The organism is Kribbella sp. CA-247076 (genome assembly GCF_050942445.1).
GTDB lineage: Bacteria > Actinomycetota > Actinomycetes > Propionibacteriales > Kribbellaceae > Kribbella.
In genome coordinates this window covers 2,617,609-2,636,764 of record NZ_CP192051.1, presented here as the reverse complement: position 1 = coordinate 2,636,764, position 19,156 = coordinate 2,617,609, and the positions used below count along the sequence as shown (strand labels likewise).

The 19,156-nt window shown below is 69.0% G+C and carries 20 protein-coding genes and 1 other RNA gene; 10 read left to right on the top strand and 11 right to left on the bottom strand.

The genetic code is table 11. The annotated features are described in order from the left end of the window. Nucleotides 1-408: a hypothetical protein gene (locus tag ACQPYZ_RS12625; protein WP_433167678.1), complete on the top strand. Its 408-nt coding sequence runs from the start codon at nt 1-3 to the stop codon at nt 406-408. On the opposite strand, the gene ACQPYZ_RS12620 is transcribed toward ACQPYZ_RS12625, so the two are convergent. The 3 genes from ACQPYZ_RS12620 to ACQPYZ_RS12610 are packed head-to-tail and all read right to left on the bottom strand — an operon-like array spanning nt 334 to nt 2,931. Continuing rightward, nucleotides 334-1,275 carry a hypothetical protein gene (locus ACQPYZ_RS12620; protein ID WP_433167677.1) on the bottom strand — a complete coding sequence of 314 codons (942 nt, stop codon included), beginning with the start codon at nt 1,273-1,275 and terminating at the stop codon, nt 334-336. The genes ACQPYZ_RS12625 and ACQPYZ_RS12620 overlap by 75 nt on opposite strands. Beyond that, nucleotides 1,272-1,745 carry a hypothetical protein gene (locus ACQPYZ_RS12615; protein ID WP_433167676.1) on the bottom strand — a complete coding sequence of 158 codons (474 nt, stop codon included), beginning with the start codon at nt 1,743-1,745 and terminating at the stop codon, nt 1,272-1,274. Before ACQPYZ_RS12615 ends, ACQPYZ_RS12620 begins: the two co-directional genes overlap by 4 nt. A gap of 7 nt (nt 1,746-1,752) precedes the next feature. Beyond that, nucleotides 1,753-2,931, bottom strand: a complete 1,179-nt coding sequence (locus ACQPYZ_RS12610; protein ID WP_433167675.1) for a DUF418 domain-containing protein — start codon at nt 2,929-2,931, stop codon at nt 1,753-1,755. Between the two features lie 84 nt (nt 2,932-3,015). Between ACQPYZ_RS12610 and ACQPYZ_RS12605 the strand changes: the two genes are divergently transcribed. Genes ACQPYZ_RS12605 through ACQPYZ_RS12595 form a run of 3 tightly spaced genes read left to right on the top strand, consistent with a single transcriptional unit; the run spans nt 3,016 to nt 6,728 of the window. Next, nucleotides 3,016-4,188, top strand: coding sequence for a VOC family protein (locus ACQPYZ_RS12605; protein ID WP_433167674.1), 1,173 nt, complete (start codon nt 3,016-3,018; stop codon nt 4,186-4,188). Then, nucleotides 4,185-4,721 carry an AAA family ATPase gene (locus ACQPYZ_RS12600; RefSeq protein WP_433167673.1) on the top strand — a complete coding sequence of 179 codons (537 nt, stop codon included), beginning with the start codon at nt 4,185-4,187 and terminating at the stop codon, nt 4,719-4,721. Before ACQPYZ_RS12605 ends, ACQPYZ_RS12600 begins: the two co-directional genes overlap by 4 nt. Before the next feature lie 9 nt (nt 4,722-4,730). Beyond that, complete coding sequence (locus ACQPYZ_RS12595) at nt 4,731-6,728, top strand: NAD+ synthase (protein ID WP_433167672.1); 1,998 nt, start codon at nt 4,731-4,733, stop codon at nt 6,726-6,728. A gap of 97 nt (nt 6,729-6,825) precedes the next feature. On the opposite strand, the gene ACQPYZ_RS12590 is transcribed toward ACQPYZ_RS12595, so the two are convergent. Further along, complete coding sequence (locus tag ACQPYZ_RS12590; RefSeq protein ID WP_433167670.1) at nt 6,826-8,022, bottom strand: hypothetical protein; 1,197 nt, start codon at nt 8,020-8,022, stop codon at nt 6,826-6,828. A gap of 174 nt (nt 8,023-8,196) precedes the next feature. Continuing rightward, a complete protein-coding gene (locus ACQPYZ_RS12585) occupies nt 8,197-8,643 on the bottom strand; it encodes a hypothetical protein (RefSeq protein ID WP_433167669.1) in 447 nt (148 codons plus the stop codon). 810 nt (nt 8,644-9,453) lie between these two features. Here ACQPYZ_RS12585 and panB point away from each other — a divergent pair. Beyond that, complete coding sequence (gene panB, locus ACQPYZ_RS12580) at nt 9,454-10,215, top strand: 3-methyl-2-oxobutanoate hydroxymethyltransferase (RefSeq protein ID WP_433167668.1); 762 nt, start codon at nt 9,454-9,456, stop codon at nt 10,213-10,215. A gap of 161 nt (nt 10,216-10,376) precedes the next feature. On the opposite strand, the gene ACQPYZ_RS12575 is transcribed toward panB, so the two are convergent. Continuing rightward, nucleotides 10,377-11,279: an aldo/keto reductase gene (locus tag ACQPYZ_RS12575; RefSeq protein ID WP_433167667.1), complete on the bottom strand. Its 903-nt coding sequence runs from the start codon at nt 11,277-11,279 to the stop codon at nt 10,377-10,379. A 95-nt stretch (nt 11,280-11,374) separates the two neighbouring features. Between ACQPYZ_RS12575 and ACQPYZ_RS12570 the strand changes: the two genes are divergently transcribed. Next, complete coding sequence (locus ACQPYZ_RS12570) at nt 11,375-11,872, top strand: NUDIX hydrolase (protein ID WP_433167666.1); 498 nt, start codon at nt 11,375-11,377, stop codon at nt 11,870-11,872. Between the two features lie 32 nt (nt 11,873-11,904). Here ACQPYZ_RS12570 and ACQPYZ_RS12565 read toward each other — a convergent pair whose 3' ends face one another. Together ACQPYZ_RS12565 and ACQPYZ_RS12560 are read right to left on the bottom strand one after the other, a co-directional pair. Continuing rightward, on the bottom strand, nt 11,905-12,081 hold the full coding sequence (locus tag ACQPYZ_RS12565; protein WP_433169845.1) for a hypothetical protein: 177 nt from the start codon (nt 12,079-12,081) through the stop codon (nt 11,905-11,907). A gap of 95 nt (nt 12,082-12,176) precedes the next feature. Beyond that, nucleotides 12,177-12,923 carry a helical backbone metal receptor gene (locus ACQPYZ_RS12560; protein WP_433167665.1) on the bottom strand — a complete coding sequence of 249 codons (747 nt, stop codon included), beginning with the start codon at nt 12,921-12,923 and terminating at the stop codon, nt 12,177-12,179. A 330-nt stretch (nt 12,924-13,253) separates the two neighbouring features. Between ACQPYZ_RS12560 and ACQPYZ_RS12555 the strand changes: the two genes are divergently transcribed. After that, a complete protein-coding gene (locus ACQPYZ_RS12555; protein ID WP_433167664.1) occupies nt 13,254-13,829 on the top strand; it encodes a histone H1-like repetitive region-containing protein in 576 nt (191 codons plus the stop codon). 110 nt (nt 13,830-13,939) lie between these two features. On the opposite strand, the gene ACQPYZ_RS12550 is transcribed toward ACQPYZ_RS12555, so the two are convergent. Beyond that, nucleotides 13,940-14,128, bottom strand: coding sequence for a hypothetical protein (locus ACQPYZ_RS12550; protein WP_433167663.1), 189 nt, complete (start codon nt 14,126-14,128; stop codon nt 13,940-13,942). A gap of 53 nt (nt 14,129-14,181) precedes the next feature. Between ACQPYZ_RS12550 and map the strand changes: the two genes are divergently transcribed. Then, the gene (gene map, locus ACQPYZ_RS12545; RefSeq protein WP_433167662.1) at nt 14,182-15,030 is read left to right on the top strand and encodes a type I methionyl aminopeptidase; all 849 of its coding nucleotides are present in this window, start codon (nt 14,182-14,184) and stop codon (nt 15,028-15,030) included. A 104-nt stretch (nt 15,031-15,134) separates the two neighbouring features. Here the strand turns inward: map and ACQPYZ_RS12540 are convergent, their stop codons facing one another. Both ACQPYZ_RS12540 and ACQPYZ_RS12535 read right to left on the bottom strand, forming a co-directional pair. Continuing rightward, on the bottom strand, nt 15,135-16,625 hold the full coding sequence (locus ACQPYZ_RS12540) for a S10 family peptidase (protein WP_433167661.1): 1,491 nt from the start codon (nt 16,623-16,625) through the stop codon (nt 15,135-15,137). A 34-nt stretch (nt 16,626-16,659) separates the two neighbouring features. Beyond that, entirely contained in the window at nt 16,660-18,237 is a 1,578-nt protein-coding gene (locus ACQPYZ_RS12535; protein ID WP_433167660.1) for an alkaline phosphatase D family protein, read from the bottom strand. Between the two features lie 91 nt (nt 18,238-18,328). On the opposite strand from ACQPYZ_RS12535, the gene ACQPYZ_RS12530 reads away from it, so the two are divergent. Together ACQPYZ_RS12530 and rnpB are read left to right on the top strand one after the other, a co-directional pair. Further along, nucleotides 18,329-18,697: a DUF952 domain-containing protein gene (locus ACQPYZ_RS12530; protein WP_433167659.1), complete on the top strand. Its 369-nt coding sequence runs from the start codon at nt 18,329-18,331 to the stop codon at nt 18,695-18,697. Nucleotides 18,698-18,705: 8 nt separating this feature from the next. Beyond that, an RNA gene (gene rnpB, locus ACQPYZ_RS12525) (RNase P RNA component class A) lies at nt 18,706-19,106 on the top strand. Nucleotides 19,107-19,156: the final 50 nt, after the last annotated feature.

Sequence of the window (19,156 nt, the reverse complement as noted above, 5' to 3'; positions counted from 1 at the left end):
GTGCAGACAGTCTTTCGCGCCGCGCTGATCGTGGCCGCGATCCTCTGCGCCAGCGACCTGCTGCTCAGCACCACCCGGTTCGTCCAGTCGATCCGCGGCAAGCGCCCGGCCGAGCGGGACGTGCTGGGCCGCCGCTGGTTGCCGGTGCCGGAGCTCGGCTTCGGCATGTGCGCGTTCTGCTGCACCGGGCTGGTCACGCTCGGCCTGACCCATCACCAGGCCGACGACCTGCCGACGAAGCAGATCCTGCTCGCCGCCCTGGTCTTCGGGTACGCCGGTGCCGTGCTGTCCCGCGTGGTCCGGACCCCCGGCCCGGGCGGCCGCCGCTTCCGGCTACGCGCCGGTCTGCTCCTTGGCCTCCCGGCCCTTTTCGGCCTCGTCTTCGGCCTCTCCGGCGTCGCGGTCTGACCGGCGCCCCCTGAACCACGGCACGATCCGCTCCAGCGGCGCGAACGCCAGCCAGCAGACCACCGTCGGCAGGAAGTGGATCAGCAGGATCGCCGTGTTCGCCAGGTGGAACCCGAGGAAGAACAACGCCCCGAGCAACTGCCACCGGCCCTTGAGCCAGAGGATCACCGGCGACAGGAACTCCGCGACGATGCCGACCCACTGCATCACGTGCAGCAGCCACGGGTGGTGCAGCAACCACTCCCCGACCGGGTGCGGCCGCCGTACGATCGCCCAGGTCAGGATCGCGCTGCCCGGCCACGTCAGCGCCCAGCCGGCACTCCGCAACTTGGCGACCGCGGACAGGAAGTACGTCGCGACCACGCAGATCTGCACGCACCGGACCGCCCACCCGGCCGCCTCCGACCTGGTCTGGTCGCCGTACGCCGCCAGGCCGCGCCGGCCGGACCTGACCGTCGGCAGCACCCAGAGCGCGATTACCAGGGCGAGGTGGTCGTGGTCGACCTTGCCGTCGCTCATCCCGATCAGCACCCACCAGGTGAACGCCGGAGCCACGATCCAGCCGGCGAGCCGCGGGAAGTAGTTCGTCGCACCGACCAGGCAGGCCACGATCAGGACGACGTACAGAGTGGTCGTGATCACGACCGACGGCCTGGGCAGGTCGAAGATCCGGGCCAGCAGCAACGGCTGGTAGAGGCCAGGGTGCTCGCCCTTGAGCCGGGTGTCGCGGACGAACGCGTGCATGTCGAGGATGACGAAGAGGTAGAGAACGGTCCGCAACCAGGCGATCCGGCCGAGGGCGACGTACGGCGTGAACCAGCCCGCGATCCTCGTTGGCAGCCCGGCGGGCGCGTCGACCGCGGTCATCGGCGGACCTCCCAGGTGGCCAGCACCTCAGGCGTCGGCGGTCCCTCGACCCGGCCGTTCACGAGTTGGGTGGTGTCGCGGATCAGCTCGAGCTTGACGTACTCCGGCTCGTCCGGGTGCTTCTTCGCCCACCCGTCCGCGACCTGCTGGAGCAGCGACGGATCCTTGACGATCTCCCCGGTCCGGGCCTCGATCTCGGCCCGGGCGACCCCGGCGCCCTCGATGTTCAGCGGTACGTCGACCGTCGTCCCGGCGTCGGTCTGCGCACTGATCCGGGTGTAGGTGATCGAGGCGTCGTCCGGGACCGACATGGCGTACTGCGACATCGGACCGAACGGCCACGCGTCGTCGGTGGCCCGGACCGACCCGTTGATCAGCAGCCCGACACCGGCCACGGCCACGAGGATCCGCAGCCCCTTGCCGATCCGTCCCAGCCGGACGTCCCCCGCCGGCTCCTGCCCACTCGTCACGCCGTTATTACACACCACCCCTGGCTGGGGCGGCCGCCGGTTTCGACGACCGGTAGGTGAACCGGCGGATCAGGATCTCGAACGGACCGCGGTAGTTCCGCCGCCGCATCCGGTCGGCCAGCACGACGGTCGCCAGCCAGGTCGCGACGGCGAGGAGCGCTGTCGTGGTCGTACTGAGAGTCCGCGAGAGGTCGAGCAGGAACGGCGTGAACACGACCGCCCACACGACCGACTGGGCGAGGTAACACGTCAGCGACCGCTGCCCGACCGCGACGATCGCCTGCGTGAACCGGCCCCGGCGGTCGCCGAGACGCAGCGCGATCAGCACGATCAGAGCGGCGTACCCGAATCCGCCGAAGACCCCGACCGTGTCGTGCAACGGGCCGATGATCGACAGCGTGTCGTGGCTCGGCCGGTCGATCACCCCGCCGACGACGAGCGACACCGGCAGCGCGCCGACGATCGCGACGGTGATCCCGGCGACCGCGGTCGTGCGGAGCAGGGTGAGGTGCTCGGCCGGTCGTTCGAGGATGCGCCGGCGGCCGGCCCACAGCCCGATCAGGAACGGCGTGACGAAACCGATCGGGCCGAGCAGCGCGATGAGCGGCTGAACGACGATCCGCTCGGCGAACTGGTCGAGCAGGGTAGACGGCAGCATCGACGGATCCGCGGTATCGGTCGCGATCGAGAGCGAGTCGTCGCTCGGAAGCGCGGTGAGCACCAGCACGAACGCGGCCACCACGAACAGCCAGACGTCCTTCCAGCGGATCGCCCAGAGGCCGAGGAAGAGCAGTACGCCGTACGCCGCGAGGATGTCGCCGATGTAGAGCAACATCGCGTGCAGGAAGCCGAGCACGATCAGCACCAGGCTGCGCCGCCTCAACAGCTTCCGGATCGGCCGCCACTCCTGCCCGGCCGCACGCTGCCGGCGGACGATCTGCGCGACGCCGTACCCGAAGAGCAGGCCGAACATCGGGAACGCGCGGCCGTCGACGAAGGTCGAGAGCAGGAAGGCGACCACCCGGTCCACGGCCGAGCCGTCCGTCGGGAAGCCGCCGAAGATCGTCGCGCCGTAAACGAAGTAGTGCGAGTTCGCCAGCGCGATGAACAGCAGCATGAACCCGCGTGCCAGGTCCGGGCCCAGCGCGCGCTCGGTCAGTCCGGTCGGTCCACCCTGTGCTGTCATACCTCCAGTGAATCGGCCGCTTGATCGCTCGCCATCCATCGAAAGTCAGCAGCCGGGGGAACCTTCGTCGCTAGTCTGTGGCGCATGAGCGAAGACTGGCGGGTTCTCGGTTCTCAGCTGAGTGCTTGGTACGACGCCTCGTCGCAGACGGCCGGTGCGGCGCTGGTCGGCCGGATCGCCGAGCTGTCTCGTGACGGCCTGCCGTTGATCGAGCTGCGCGATCGCGGGGTCCGTGTACGCGTCGCCGACCCGGAGCGGGCGGAGGGGATCTCGACGGCGGCCCGGGAGCTTGGTCTGACGGCCGACCCGTCCGCGCTGCAGGAGCTGCACCTCGGGATCGAGGCGGTCGACCGGACGGCGGTGTCCAAGCTCTGGCACGGCGTACTCGGCTACGACCGGAACGCTGACTCCTTGGTGGATCCGCTGCGCCGGGATCCGACGTTCTCCTTCGGTCCGCTGGACGAGCCACGACCGCTGCGCAACCGGATCCACGTCGACGTCGTCCGTCCATCGACGCTGGCGGCCGCTCGCGAGACCGCCGCGGCGGCGGGTGGGCGGGAAGAGCTCGCCAGCGACTACCACTGCAGGATCGCCGATGTGGAGGGCAACGAGGTCGACGTGGTCGGCGGCGACGTCGCCGAGACCGCGTCCGACTGGCAGCTGCTCTTCGGCGGGATGACGTTCTACCCGACCACGTCGCCCGCGCAGGCGGTCGAGCTCGCCACGGCCGTGGCCGGTCTGGTGGACGAGTCGGGGATGCCGTTGCTGGTCGACCTGCGACCGGACGGCGTCATCATCGACACCGGCAAGGACCTGTGGGAGGAGGACGAGCGGTTCGCGGACCTGGCCGTCCGCGTCCAGGCCGCCGCGCACGGACTGGGACTGACCGCGGATCCGGCGCGGTTGCGGTTCGTGCAGTTCGGTCTGGACGCGGTCGACGTACCGGCGATCCGGAGCTTTTGGCAGAACCTTCTCGGGTACGAGCCCGATGGGCGTCCGCACGTCACCGACATCACCGACCCGCGCCGGCTCAACCCGGTGCTGTTCTTCCAGCAGATGGAGGCGACCGACGAGGACCGGCGCCGGCAGCGCAACCGCCTCCGCCTCGAGCTGTACGTCGCCCCCGACCACGCCCAGTCCCGCATCGACGCCACTCTCACCGCCGGCGGCCGAATCATCGACCAGCCCACCCCGAACCGCACCACCCTCACCGACCCCGAAAACAACCACTTCGACCTCATCACCACCACCCCGTGACCGTCCTCGCCATCACCGGCCTACCGGGCACCGGCAAGTCCAGCGTCGCCGAGGGCGTAGGCAAACGCACCGGCGTCCCGGTCTTCGCCGGCGACTGGCTGCTCGGAGCGCTGAAGCCGCACGGAGTACTCGACGGACTCAGCAGACCGGCGTTCCTGGCGCTGTACTACGACCTGCTCGGGACGCTGATCCGGCGGCAACTCATGTTCGGTCAATCCGCGATCGTCGACTGCTTGCTCGACGACGAGGTTGCCGATCGGTGGGGCAGGATGGCGGCGCGCTTCGGATCCCGACTGTTCGTCGTTGAGTGTGTCTGTAGCGACGAGACCGAACATCGGAGAAGGCTGGGACGCCGGGACCGAGCCATTCCCGGATGGCACGAGGTGGGGTGGGACCACGTCGAGCGGATGCGGACGGAGTACCCGCCGCTGACCCGCGAGCACCTCACCGTCGACGCGATGGATTCGATGGACCGGAACCTGCGTTTGATCAACTCCTACATCGGGGGTGGGTTCGAGCCAGGGAACCAGTAATGTGCTCCCGTGCCTCAGCTTCGGGTTGCTCTCGCTCAGCTCAACGTGACCGTCGGTGACATCGACGGGAACGCGGAGAAGATCGTCGCGTGGACCCGCAACGCCGTCGAGCGCGGCGCCCACGTAGTCGCCTTCCCGGAGCTCGCGCTGACCGGCTACCCGGTGGAAGACCTGGCCCTGCGGGCCTCGTTCGTGGACGCCTCCCAGGCCCGGATCCAGGACCTGGCGACCCGGCTGGCGGACGAAGGTCTCGGCGACATCGTTGTGGTCTGCGGCTACCTCGACCGCGCCACCGGTACGGCGATGGGCGTCGACCGGCTCGGTCGTCCGAAAGGCTCCCCGACCAACTCCGCCGCGGTCATCCACCAGGGCCGCGTGGTCACGAGCGCGGTCAAGCACCACCTGCCGAACTATGGCGTCTTCGACGAGTTCCGGCACTTCGTTCCCGGCAGCACCCTGCAGGTCGTCCGGATCCACGGCATCGACGTCGCCCTGGTCATCTGCGAGGACCTCTGGCAGGACGGTGGGCCGGTGGCGGTGACCAGAGCCGCCGGCGCCGGCCTCCTGCTCGTGGTCAACAGTTCGCCGTACGAGGCCAACAAGGACGACGTCCGCGGCGAGCTGGTCAGCCGCCGGGCCCGTGAGGCCGGCTGCCCGCTGGCGTACGTCAACCTGGTCGGCGGCCAGGACGAGCTGGTCTTCGACGGCGACTCGCTGATCGCCGATGCCGAGGGCAAGGTCTTCGCCCGGGCTCCCCAGTTCGAGCAGGGCAGCATGGTGGTCGACCTCGACCTGCCCGCCCCAACCGGGACGCCCGAAGGCACCCACGAGGGCATCGAAATCGTGCACACGGTGATCCACGACGACCCGCTCCCGGCGTACGAAGCGGTCGGCGCCGCGGTCGCGCCGCGGCTGACGGACGAGGCCGAGATGTACGGCGCGATCGTCACCGGACTGCGCGACTACGTGCAGAAGAACGGGTTCAAGTCGGTGCTGCTCGGGCTGTCCGGCGGCATCGACTCGTCGCTAGTCGCCGCGATCGCGTGTGACGCGGTCGGGCCCGAGCACGTGGTCGGGATCTCGAACCCGAGCGTGTACTCCAGCGACCACTCGCGCGACGACGCCGCCGAGCTGGCCGCGCGCACCGGCCTGAACTACCGGGTCATCCCGATCCAGCCGATGGTGCAACCGTTCATCGACACCCTCGGGCTCACCGGGCTGGCCGAGGAGAACCTGCAGGCCCGCGTCCGCGCGGTCATCTGGATGGGCCTGTCGAACGCCGACGGCCATCTGGTCCTTGCCTGCGGCAACAAGTCCGAGCTGTCCGTCGGCTACTCGACCATCTACGGTGACGCCGTCGGCGGGTACGCGCCGCTCAAGGATGTCCCGAAGACGGTGGTCTGGCGGCTGGCGAAGTGGCGCAACGCCGACGCGAAGGCGCGCGGCCAGCAGCCGCCGATCCCGGAGAACTCGATCGCCAAACCGCCGTCGGCGGAGCTCCGGCCGGGTCAGCAGGACACCGACTCGCTGCCGCCGTACGACCTGCTCGACGACATGCTGGACGACTACGTCGAGCAGGACCGCGGCAGTGCGGAGCTGGTCGCGGCCGGGTTCGAGGCGGAGCTGGTGAGCCAGGTGATCCAGCTCGTCGACAAGGCGGAGTACAAGCGGCGCCAGTTCCCTCCCGGTCCGAAGATCACCCACAAGGCCTTCGGCCGCGACCGCCGCCTGCCCATCACGAACGCCTGGCGCGAGGACGCCCGCAAGGCAGCACACACGACCGACGACACCGACCCAGGCACACCGCCCACCGCCGCGCCGGCCGACCCGCCCGTCGCTGATTCAGCCGCAGCCGGTCCAGCCGCAGCCGGTTCGTCGGAGGCCGCGGTTGGTTCGTCGAAGGCCGCGCCTGGTTCGTCAACGGCTGGTTCGTCGGCGGCCGGTGGGCAGGCTGTTGGTGAGGCCAGTGGTGAGGAGGCACGGAAGGTGGCGGAGAGCACTGAGTGATTCCTGGCGGTACCGCCGGACCTCCGACACCCCGTGGGGTTCCCTCGAGGACCCCGCGGACTCCTCCGGCCTGCCCGCGGACGATGTGAGCGACCGCTCACGCGCAGCCGGTAGCGCTCACCCTCCGCAACGGTGGGACGATGAAGGCATGGTTGACAACTTCCTGTCGGCCGGTACCCAGGACGACGACGAACTGCCCTCGCCGTACGGGACCGGACCGAAGAACCGGACAACCGAGGAGCACCGCCGCTCGGACTACGGCGACGACACCTGGCGGGACCGCGGCAACGCCCTCGGCCTCGACCCCTCCCCGTCGTTGCCGAGCGCCCCCAGGTCGTACGAACGAGGCCCGGTGCCCCAGCAGCCGTACGTCCCCAAGCCGCCCTACCTCCCAGGGCCTCCACCACCCCCCACGCAGCAACCCCAGCAGCGGTACGCCGACCAGCCGCAACAGCGCCCGTACGGCGACCAACCACCACAGCGCCCCGACTACTACAGCAGCGACCCCACCCGCCCAGACCCACCCCGCGACACGCCCCGAGGTGAACTCGGCCGCGAGCCCGCCCGTGGTGAGTTCGGCCGCGAGCCCGGCCGCGGCGAGCCTGCGCGCGGTGAGTTCGGCCGCGAACCTGGTCGCGAGCTCGGCCGTGGTGAGCCTGCACGTGGTGAGTTCGGCCGCGAGCCCGGTCGCGAAGCTGGCCGTGGTGAGCCTGCACGTGGCGAGTTCGGCCGCGAACCCGGTCGCGAGCCCGGCCGTGGTGAGCCTGCGCGTGGTGAGTTCGGCCGCGAACCCGGCCGCGAACCCGGTCGCGAACCCGGCCGTGGTGAGCCTGCACGTGGCGAGTTCGGCCACGAGCCCGGTCGCGAAGCTGGCCGTGGTGAGTTCGGTCGTGGCGAGCTCGGGCGGAGTGAGTTCGGTCGCGGTGAGCCTGGTCGTGAGGCCGCGCGCGGTGAGGCCGGGCGAGGTGAGTTCGGCCGCGGTGAGCCTGGTCGTGAGGTTGGTCGTGGCGAGGCTGGGCGGGGTGAGTTCGGTCGGGGTGAGGCTGGTCGTGAGGCTGGGCCGGGCCGGGACGAGTCGCCGTTCGGGCAGTACCAGGAACAGAATCCGTTCCGGCCGCAGCAGCCCCAGCAGGCGCCGGCTGGTCCGCCGCCGCAGCAGGGCCGGCCGAGCCCGTTCGGTCCGGGCAGCAACGGAGTGCCGCCGACCAGGCAGACGCCACCCCCGGGAGCACTGCAGCAGCCCCAGCGCCCGCCCGCTCCCCCACACTTCGGCAGCAACGGTGTAACGCCGCACCCGCCGGCACCACACGGCTCCAACGGCTCCAACGGCACCAGCAACTGGAGCGGTCCTGCTCCGACCCCAGCGCCCGGAGCTCACAACAACGGCGTGACCTCACCGCCGCCTCCGCCCTCGCTGCACCAACCACCGCACGCTCAGCCTCAGGCGTCGTCGAACACTCCACCCCAATCACCTTCCGCGGCTCCGACCCCGCAGCCTCGACCCGAACAGGGCCAACGACAGGGTCAGGAGCCCGGCCAACCGCAGGCCCAGCCGAACGGCCCAGAGAACGGGCAGCACCTGCCAGAGCACCCACAGCACGGCCAAGCGCAGCCTCAGCAGCACGGCCAGGCAGGCCAGCCGCATGCCCAAGCCGGCCAGTCGCACGGTCAGCCCGGGCAGTCGCACGGTCAGGAGCAGGGGCCGCTTGGTGAGCAGCAGGGACCGTCGCATGGCCAACAGCAGCGGCACGAGCACGGGCCCCTCGGTAGGCAGCAAGGGCACGAGGACGGGCCGCTGCGTGAGCAGCAGCTGCACGAGCAGAGGTCGCTGGGTCAGCAGGAGGGGCACGAGCGAGGGTCGCTGGGTCATCAGCAGGGGCACGAGCGGGGGTCGCTGGGTCAGCAGCAGGGGCACGGGCAGGCGAGTCCTCGGCCTGGGCTGGAGTCTGGGGACTCTGGGCGTGGCAGCAACCTGGACGCTCCGACCATCACGGCGTACCTGCCGGAGATGCTGGGAGGAAAGTACGGTCAGGATTCCGGAGGGCGGTCGGACAACGGCTACCTGTCGGACCCGAGTGCGGAGTACGAGAGCAATACACCGGTGAGCGAGCAACCCAAGCCAGTCGGCGCCCGGCGACGTGCGGACGTCCAGCAGGACGCGCCGAGCCAGGTCGCGGAGCACACCGGCTCCCACCGCGCCCGCCGCGCCCAGCAGTCCCTCGCGGCCTCCCAACCGACCGGAACTGCCCAGCCAACCGGCCATCTCGCCCAGCAAACTGGACCGCTCGCCCAGCAACCCGGTCCGCTCGGTGAGCAAACCGGCTCCCCGCAGCCGACCGGCTCTCCTGAGCAGCCGACCGGATCCTCCACTCAGCCAACCGGATCCTCCACTCAGCCGACCGAATCCTCCAGTCGGTCGGCCGGATCCTCCGCGCAGCCGACCGGATCCTCGACACAGGCGATCGGATCGTCCGCTCAGCCAGCGGGAGCCTCCGCTCAGCCGAGTGGTGCTCTCGCCGGGGCGAGTGGAGCTTCAGCTGGAGCGAGTGGAGCTCACGCTCAGTCGGGTCGAACGGTTGCTCAGCCGACCGCGTCCGTCGGCGAGACGCCCGCACAGACGTCTCCTCAGAACAGCGCCGCCTCGCCGGGTGACGCCTCGTCCACCACAGCACCGGGCGACGGCAGCAAGCGACCGCGCAGGTACCGCGTCCATCACCTCCGCGACATGAAGAACCGTGGCGAGAAGTGGGCGATGCTGACGGCGTACGACCAGTACACCGCCGAGATCTTCGACCAGGCGGGCATCCCCGTGCTCCTGGTCGGTGACTCCGCCGCGAACAACGTGTTCGGCTACGAGACGACCCTCCGCGTCACCGTGGACGAACTGATCCCGCTGGCCCGTGCAGTCGCCGGTGCGGTCGATCGTGCGCTCGTCGTCGCCGACCTGCCGTTCGGCTCGTACCAGGCGTCCCCCGAGCAGGCGTTCCACACCGCCGTCCGCTTCATGAAGGAAGCCGGTGTCCACGCGGTCAAGCTCGAGGGCGGCCGCACCGTCGTACCGATGGTCGAGAAGCTGACCCAGTCCGGGATCCCGGTGATGGCGCACATCGGTTTCACGCCGCAGAGCGAACACAGCATCGGCGGCTACCGCGTCCAGGGTCGTGGTGATCAGGCGGCCGGCCTGATCGACGACGCGATCGCGCTCGCTGAGGCCGGCGCGTTCTCCGTCGTGCTCGAGATGGTCCCGGGTGACGTCGCCGCCGAGATCACCAAGCGGGTCAGCATCCCGACCATCGGCATCGGCGCCGGCCGCGACACCGACGCCCAGGTCCTCGTCTGGCAAGACATGGCGGGCATGCGCTCCGGCACCATGCCCCGCTTCGTGAAGCAGTACGCCGACCTGAGAGGCATCCTCACCGCGGCCGCCACCACCTACGCCGCCGAAGTAGCCTCCGGAACCTTCCCCACCGACGACCACACCTTCTGACACCAACAGCCTCATCCCACGCGCCCGCAGGTGAAAGCCCGCAGAACGAGAGGGCGCGCGGAAGCGCGCGGAGCCTGGCGAGGTATGAGCACCGGCGGAGCGCGTGGCGCAGCTCGTGCACGCGTCCGGCAGCTCGTGCATGCGTGGTCAGCCGCTGGCGATCAGATCCACGGTAGGGCGGCGCGTTGGGTCCAGTAGTCGTCGGGGGGTTGGGCGACGTCGGGGAGTACGTCGGGCGCGGCGTACTCGAGGTTGCTTGCGAGTTGGTCTGTCGTGCCGGCGCCGCTGAGTACGACGTCGGCCCACGGTTGGGCGACTGCGGCGCCGATCGCGAGAGCGTCGGGTCTGATGCCGCGCCGGCGGGCGAACTCGTTGAAGGAGGTGTCGCCGGCCTTGGCGGTCAGGCGACCGTTGGCGACGGCTTCCTTGACGACGACGAACCAGCCTGCGTCGTGCGCTTCCGCGAGCGCCGGTCCGGCCGAGGGCTCGAGGACGTTCCAAGTCGACTGCACGGCGGTGAACGGGCCGTTGAGCGCAAGTGCCTTGCGCAACGTCTCGGCCTGGCGTGGTCCGCTTGTCGACAATCCTACGCGTACGCCGTCGGCCGCGAGCTGACCGAGTCGGTCGAGCAGCGCGGAGTCGTCGAGGGCCGGGCTGTCGGAGGTGAGGCTGTGGACCAGGTAGAAATCGGGTGGTCCACCAAGCGCTTGAAGCGTCTCGGGCCATTGCCGTTCGAACGTTGCCAGCGAGTGGTCCTTCACCTCGTGCGTGTCCGCGTCCGGCCGCCAGTCGGCGACGTACGTGTAGCCCCATTTCGACCCGATGGTGAGGTGGTCGCGGCGTTCGGAGGTGAGCCACTCGCCGAGGAAGATTTCGGCAAGACCGTACGAACGCGCGGCGTCGAAGTAGCGAACGCCGGCTTGCCACGCCTGCTCGAGCAGCTCATGGGTTCGCGTCCGCAGGTCGTCCACCGCGCGGCCCGGCGGCAGGTCCTCGTCGTGTCCGAGGTTGATGTACCCGGGTCGCCCGAGTGCTGCCAGTCCCAACCCGATCGTTGCCGTCATGCGTCGATCGTCCCACCCGGTGTCCGTGGCAACGATTGTGAGACGCGCCGCATCACTCGACGCCGGACGGCCTGCGTCGTCTAGCGTTTTGTTGTGTGAGCGAATCTCGTCTGCCACCTCCTGGCACCGTCGTGCGACGTACGACGGCGCGCGTGCTGCCGGTCCGCCCGGACGGCCGGGTGTTGCTGTTGCACGGCTGGGATCCGCTGAAACCGCAGACGCCGTACTGGTTCACGATCGGCGGAGGTGTCGAGGCGGGCGAGACGGTCGCGGAGGCGGCGAGCCGGGAGTTGCGTGAGGAGGTCGGCATCCACCTGCCGATGGAGTCACTCGGTACGCCGCTGGCGACGAACACGGTCGAGTACGAGTGGGGCGGCTGCCCGATCATCCAGCACCAGACGGTCTTCGCGGTCGCGGTGGACGGGGTGGACGTGACGTTCGCCAACCAGGAGCAGCTCGAACTGGAGACGATCAGCGCGCACGGCTGGTGGTACGGCGACGACCTCGAAGCGACCGGTCAGGCCGCCCACGTCACCATCCCCGGTCTGCTGCGGCAGGCAGCCGACGCCATCACCCTCCGCCGCGCCTCCTGAACCGACTCGGGAGCTAGTGGAGAGGAAGGCGGTCAGCGGCTGCGGGCCTCTTTGAGGACCTTCTTCTTGACCTTCTTGTCGACCAGGTAGTGGACGCGATCGAGCCGCTCGGCACAGCCGGCGTCGGCCAGCCGCTTGAGGACGACCGGGCACTTCTTGCACCTCGGCTTGTCCTTGCAGCACTTCTTCTTCGCGGTCATCGGTCGCACGCAGCGAGTGTAGGTGTGGCATACCTAACGCGCTAGCTGACTCCGCAGCTACCGTGTCGCACGTCACGACCGCCGTCCGGTGAGCGCAGCAACCATCAGGCGAGCTGCCGGGTGAGCAGGTCCCGCGCTTCGACAAGTGACGGTCCGTACCAGGTCAGATGCCGGCCCGACACACACTTCGCCGGCTGCGTGAATGCCTCCGGACCGTCGTCCGGAGAAAACGCATAAGGCTCGTCCGGCAACACCACGAGGTCGTAAGCAGGCAACGCGTCCGGATCGATCCGCGGATAACGTTCACCGGATTCGGCGAACACGTTGTCGACGCCGATCCGCGACAACAGATCACCGGCGAATGTGTCCCGTCCCAATGCCATCCACGGTCGACGCCAGATCGGTACGACGGCCCGCCGACGCTTCCCGGCGTACGGCGTACTCCACACGTCGCGTGCTTGTCGCAACCACTCCGGCAACGCGCCGGTGATCGCGGACAGCATGCGTTCGAGTGAGTCGAGTGATTCGTCGAGAGTGGTGGGTGAGGTGGTCCAGACCGCGAATCCACTCGCACGCAACGCGTCGAGATCGACGACGCGATTCTCTTCGGCGTTGGCGATCACGACGTCCGGCGCGAGCGTTTCGATGACGTCGAGATCGGGATTCTTGGTGCCGCGGACACGCGTTACGTCGAGGTGCGTGGGATGTGTGCACCAGTCCGTCGCACCGACCAGCAAGTGCTCGTGCGTCGCCGCGATCGACTCGGTCAACGACGGCACGATGCTGACCACGCGACGTACCTCCGACGGCAGTACGACGACGTTGCCGAGGTCGTCGGTGAACTCTCTCATCGCGTGCCTCCACGGTCGTCGTACCCGCTCTCCGACATGTCCGTCACCTCACTTCGCACAGGCCGTTGCCGACGACAACACTCGCCGATCGGGCCGTTCGACACGAACTTCGTGCGCGTGTCGTCAAGAAATTCTTACACCCTTCGGGCATGCTCTTAGCGCGACGGAATCCCTTCTGCACAAGGATTTTCGGCATTTGCGCGCAGGTTGGCCGCCAGGACGCCTTAACCTGAAGACGTTTCGGGTGCTTTACGTAGCCACCAAGTGTTGTCATCATCATGACGACGAGGAATCCACCGTGGTTTTCCTCAGCCGCACCAAGGAGGCAGAGTGCCAGCCAAGAAGGCAGCCGCAGGGAAGGCGACAGCCAAAAAGGCTTCTCCCGCCAAGAAGACTGTCGCCAAGAAGGCCAGCGCGACGAGGACGACGTCCGCGCGCAAGGTCAGCGCAGCGAAGAAGACAGTGACGAAGAAGGTGAGTGCGGCAAAGAAGGCAGTCTCCAAGGCGCCTGCCAAGAAGACCGCCGCCAAGAAGACAACTGCTGCGAAGAAGACCGCCGCCAAGAAGACGACGGCGAAGAAGACGACCGCGAAGAAGGCCCCGGCCAAGAAGACGACCGCGCGGAAGACCGTCGCGAAGAAGGCGCCGGCGAAGCGGGCGACGGCCACGAAGTCGGTGGCCAAGAAGGCCCCGGCGAAGAAGACGGTCGCGAAGAAGACGACCGCCAAGAAGACCGCGGCGAAGAAGGCCCCGGCCAAGACCGCCGCCAAGAGGACGGCTGCCAAGAAGGCCCCGGCGAAGCGGACGGCCGCGAAGAAGGCGCCCGCGCGCAAGGTCGCGGCGAAGAAGGCTCCGGCTCGCAAGGCTCCGGCCCGCAAGACCGCGGCCCGACGGGTCGCGCGCTGAGCCGGGCGTCCGTTCGCACGGGACGCCGACCGACAAAAACCGAGGGGCACCACCGACGACGGTGGTGCCCCTCAGGTGCGTTCGGGCCGCGGTCGAACCGCGGGGTGTGATCAGTCGTCGTTCCACTTGGGGTCGTTGTCCCAGGCCTCGTTGCGCTCCTGGACCTTCTCGAGTGCGCGGGCCGCCTCTTCCGGCGAGTTGTACGGTCCGAGCCGGTCGGCGGACTTCTCTCCCTGGTACGGCTCGACCTTGCCGGTCTTGACGTTGTAGTACCACTCGTTGCTGTGATCGTCGCTCATCTGGATGACCGCCTCCCGGGAGTCTTGTCGCAGCTCACTACAATGTTCCCACCATGTCGCCTCTCACTCCCGGCATCATCTCGCCGCGCCGCGAAGTCCCCGCGTCCATCCCGCGCCCCGAATACGTCGGGAAGCCGGGCCCGACGCCGTACGACGGTTCCTACGTCACGGCGCCGGAGGTCGTCGACCGGATGCGGGTGGCGAGCAAGCTGGCGGCGCAGGCGCTGCAGGCCGTCGGTGCGGCCGCGAAGCCCGGGGTGACCACCGACGAGCTCGACGCGATCGGCCACGAGTACCTGGTCGAACGCGGGGCGTACCCGTCGACGCTGGGCTACCGCGGCTACCCCAAGTCGCTGTGCACGTCGGTCAACGAGGTGATCTGCCACGGCATCCCGGACGACCGTCCGCTCGAGGACGGCGACATCGTGAACGTCGACATCACCGCGTTCCTCGACGGGGTGCACGGCGACACCAACGCGACCTTCCTGGTCGGCGACGTGGACGACGAGGTCCGGCTGCTGGTCGAGCGGACGCACGAGGCGCTCAACCGTGGCATCAAGGCCGTCCGGCCGGGGCGTCAGGTCAGCATCATCGGCCGGGTGATCGAGTCCTACGCGAAGCGGTTCGGGTACGGCGTCGTCCGCGACTTCACCGGTCACGGCATCGCGACGTCGTTCCACTCCGGCCTGATCATCCCGCACTACGACGACGAGCGGTTCGACGACGTGATCGAGCCCGGGATGACGTTCACGATCGAGCCGATGCTCACGCTCGGCACGTACGAGTACGACCTGTGGGACGACGGCTGGACGGCGACCACCAAGGACAAGTCGATCACCGCCCAGTTCGAGCACACCCTCGTCGTGACCGACACCGGCGCCGAGGTCCTCACCCTCCCCTGAGACTGCGGACCTCCACGCCATCACAATGACGGTGAGGCGACGAGCTCAGGCGTGCGGATCGCGCGCGGCCACGATTGTTATGGCCTGCGCGTCCGCCGCCTCGGTCATCGGTTCGACGCTGAGCGGATGAACGCCGCCAGGTCCTCGGATTGCTGGAGCCGGGACTCTTCGTGGATGTACATCATGTGGCCCGCGGGGTAGTACTTCGTCTCGATGTTGGTGGTGAGTTCGGCGGGGATCTGCAGGCGGGCGAGGGTGTGCTCGGTGGCGAAGTACGGCGTCGCGCCGTCGTAGTGACCGGAGGCGACGTGGACCTTGAGGTGCGGGTTGACGCGCATCGCCTCGGCGAGCTTCTCCGCGACCGTGATCTGCTGGCCCTCGAACTCCTTGAACGACCAGTTCTTCGCCGCGTCCATGTTGAGAATCTCGTACGGCAGGTCGTTCTGGTACTCGAGCTCCACCCGGACGTAGTGGTTCAGCGCGGCCGTGTACGGACCGATGATCGCGCTGAACGACGGGTCCTTGCCCGGTGTCTCGCCGGCGTAGTCCGCGTCCCAGCCGGTGAACCGGCCGTCCAGCCGGCCGATCACCTGACGGCGCGAGCGCAGCAGCTCGGCGAAGAACCGCATGTGTTCGATCCGCAGGTTCACCCGGTCGAGGTAGTCCTCGGACAGCCCGGTCAGCGCCGCCAGCCGGCTGACCACCTCGGCCCGGTAGTCGTCCGGGATCCGGTTGCCCTGAGCAAGCGCGTTCGGGTACCGCCCGGCCGCGAACCGCTCGGCGTCCGCGAGCACCTCGTCGAGCGTCCGGTCCGGCACGAGACCGTGGTAGTGCGCGATCGCGGCGTACGACGGCAGGAACAGTGTGTACGGCAGGTCGTTGCCCGGGGTGAAGTCGAGCGTGCCGAACTCGAGCACGGCGGAGATCAGCATCACGCCGTTCAGGTACATGCCGTACCGCTCCTGCAGGTGCGCGGCCAGTCCCGCGGCGCGCGTCGTACCGTACGACTCACCGGCGAGGAACTTGGGCGACATCCACCGCCCGTTGCGCGACGTCCACAGCCGGATCACCTCACCGACTGACTCCAGGTCGCGGGTGAAGCCGTGGTAGTCGCCCGGCTTCTCGCCCTCGACGGTCCGCGAGTAGCCCGTCGACACCGGGTCGATGAAGACGACGTCGCTGTGCTGCAGCAACGACTCCTCGTTGTCCACGAGTCCGTACGGCGGGGGCGCGAGCTCACCCGCGTCACCGGACACGACCCGGCGCGGACCGAGCAGCCCGAGGTGCAACCAGATGCTCGACGAGCCGGGACCGCCGTTGAACGCGAACGTGACCGGCCGGTCGGCCGGATCCGCGTCGTCCAGCGTGTAGGCGGTCAGGAACACCTCCGCCTTCGGGCGCAACCCGTCGAACTTACCCTCGGTCAGTACCTCCTGCCGCAGCACGATCCGGCCGGTGGTCGCGGTGTACTTCAGCTTCCGCCGGCCGACCGGCAACACGTGCTGCGTCGACACCAGGTCGTCGGTGGGTGTGGCCGGCTTCGTCTGCTCGGCCGCCACCTCGGAGGTCGCCTCGGTGTTCTCATCCTTCGCCATGCCGAGCACCCTAATCGACCCGCGCAGGCACCGATCAGAGTTTCACGGCTCCCGGACGCCCGTCCTCCACGACGAACGACGCGTACGTGTACTTCGGCGCGTCGGACCGGCTCACCGTGGTGACCATCCGCAGGTCCGTGCGGAACTGCTCGCGGTCGATCGTGCAGCGGACGTATCCTCGCCGGTCACCGTCGAAGAACTTGATGTGCGGGTTGTACTTGATCATCGGCCCGTAGTACGGCCCGTACACCTCACCGTCGCCGTTACTGGTCAGCGACGTACCGACGAACTCGGTCGCCACCACCGGTGTGCCCTCGCGGTCGAAGTTCGCGTGGATGTCGTTGACGAAGGTGGAGTGCCAGTCGCCGGTGACGACCACCGGGTTGCGGGTGTCCGCTCGGTCCCACGCTTCGATCAGCCGTTGCCGTGCGCCCGGGAACCCGTCCCACGCGTCGTGCCAGAGCAGGTCGCCGGCCGCGCCGTCGTGGTCGAGCCGGCCGAGCATCACGTTGCTCGCCAGCACGTCCCATCGCGCCCGCGACCGCTTCAGGCCGTCGTACAGCCACTTCTCCTGCGTCCGGCCGAGCATCGTGATCGACGGGTCGTAGCCGCCATCGCAGGCGTCGGCCTCGCCCCACCCGCACGGCGGGACGCTGCGGTACTGCCGACCGTCGATCACGTCGAACTGCGCGAGATCGCCCCACTGCAGCCGCCGGTAGATCCGCGGACCCTCACCGGCCGGCCGGGCAGGACGCCGTACCGGCTGGTGCTCGTACCAGGCCTGGTACGCCGCCGCGCGCAACGCCGAGATGTCGCCCTCGTACTGCGACTGCGAGTTGGCGTAGTCGTTCTGGACCTCGTGGTCGTCCCAGGTCACCATCCACGGGAAGCGGGCGTGCGCCGCCTGGAGATCCGGGTCGCTCTTGTACAGCGCGTACTGCATGCGCCAGCGCTCCACGTCGCGCGGAGCGGTCCCGAGCACCGCCGGCACCGGGGTCTTCCGGTAGCCGCCGTCCGCCGGAATACCACCTTCGTAGACGTAGTCGCCGAGGTGCAGGACCAGGTCGAGGTCCTCGTCGGCCATGTGCCGCAGGGCTGAGTAGTAGCCGCTCGACCACTCCTGGCAGGACGCGAACGCGAACTTCACCTCGGCGTGCCGTCCGGTGCGCACCGGCGCGGTCCGCGTACGGCCGGTGGGCGACACGTCGGCGCGGTACCGGAACCGGTAGAACCACTCGCGGTCGGGCGCCAGGCCCTCCACCTCGACGTGCACCGAGTGGGCGAGCTCGGGCAGCGCCCACGTCGTACCGGTCCGCACGACTCGGCGGAAGTGCGGGTCGAGCGCGATCTGCCACTGCACCGGCACCTTGGTAGCCGGCATCCCACCGCCCGGCACGAACTTGTCCGGCACGAGCCGGGTCCACAACACGACGCCGGTCGGGGTCGGGTCGCCACTGGCCACACCGAGTGCGAACGGGTAGTTTCCGCCGGCCGGCCGCGGGGTCGCGTTCGCCGGACCCACCGGCAACTGCGACAGCGCCGCCAGCCCGGCGACACCTCCGACGGCACCGAGGAACCTGCGACGATCGAGCTCTGCTCTGGGCGGTGTCATGCCCGGCACGTTAGCGGCGGTCGGTGACATCGAAACAACCAGCGAGTGTCGCAACAGCGGCCCGGACCGGCGACCTGGATAGCCTCGGCCCATGGCGACGATTCTGCACATCGCGTTCCCGGACCAGTGGGAAGCCGCCAAGCAGGCCGGCTGCTACCGGTGGTCGACGCGCGGCAAGAGCCTCGACGACGGCGCGACGTTCATCCACGCCTCGCGCCCCGAGCAGGTGGCCATGGTCGCGAACTTCGTGTACGCCGACGTCGTACAACCGCTGTGCCTGCTGGTGATCGACACCGAGCGGCTCGTGTCCGCGCTCTGCGACGAGGACCTCGACGGGATCGGCATCAACTTCCCGCACATCTACGGGCCGCTCAACCTGGACGCCGTGGTCGACGTACGCCCGTACGAACGCGGCGCCGACGGCCGTTGGCCGGAAGTCACCGCCGAGGCCGTATCCTGACAGTGGAACGGGTCGGTCGGGCGATCGCGTCGTCCACCCACCGGTGGGCGCCGAGGAAAGTCCGGACTCCACAGGGCAGCGTGGTGGGTAACACCCACCCGGGGCAACCCGCGGGACAGTGCCACAGAGAGCAGACCGCCAGCGGCTCCGGTGAACCCCGTGGTTCATCGGAGTGCGGGTGAGGGTGAAAGGGTGGTGTAAGAGACCACCAGCTCCGCAGGTGACTGCGGAGGCTCGGTAAACCCCACGTGGAGCAAGGCCAAGAAGGACGATGGGCAACCACCGTCCGCGCGAGCGTCCGAGGGCTGCCCGCCCGAGCTCGCGGGTAGGCCGCTGGAGGTGCCCGGCAACGGTCACCGTAGATGGATGATCGCCACCACAGAATCCGGCTTACAGACCGACCCGTTCCTTCAACAGCCGACCCACGCGTGCTGCGCAGCCGGTCCTCGTCGCGTCGCT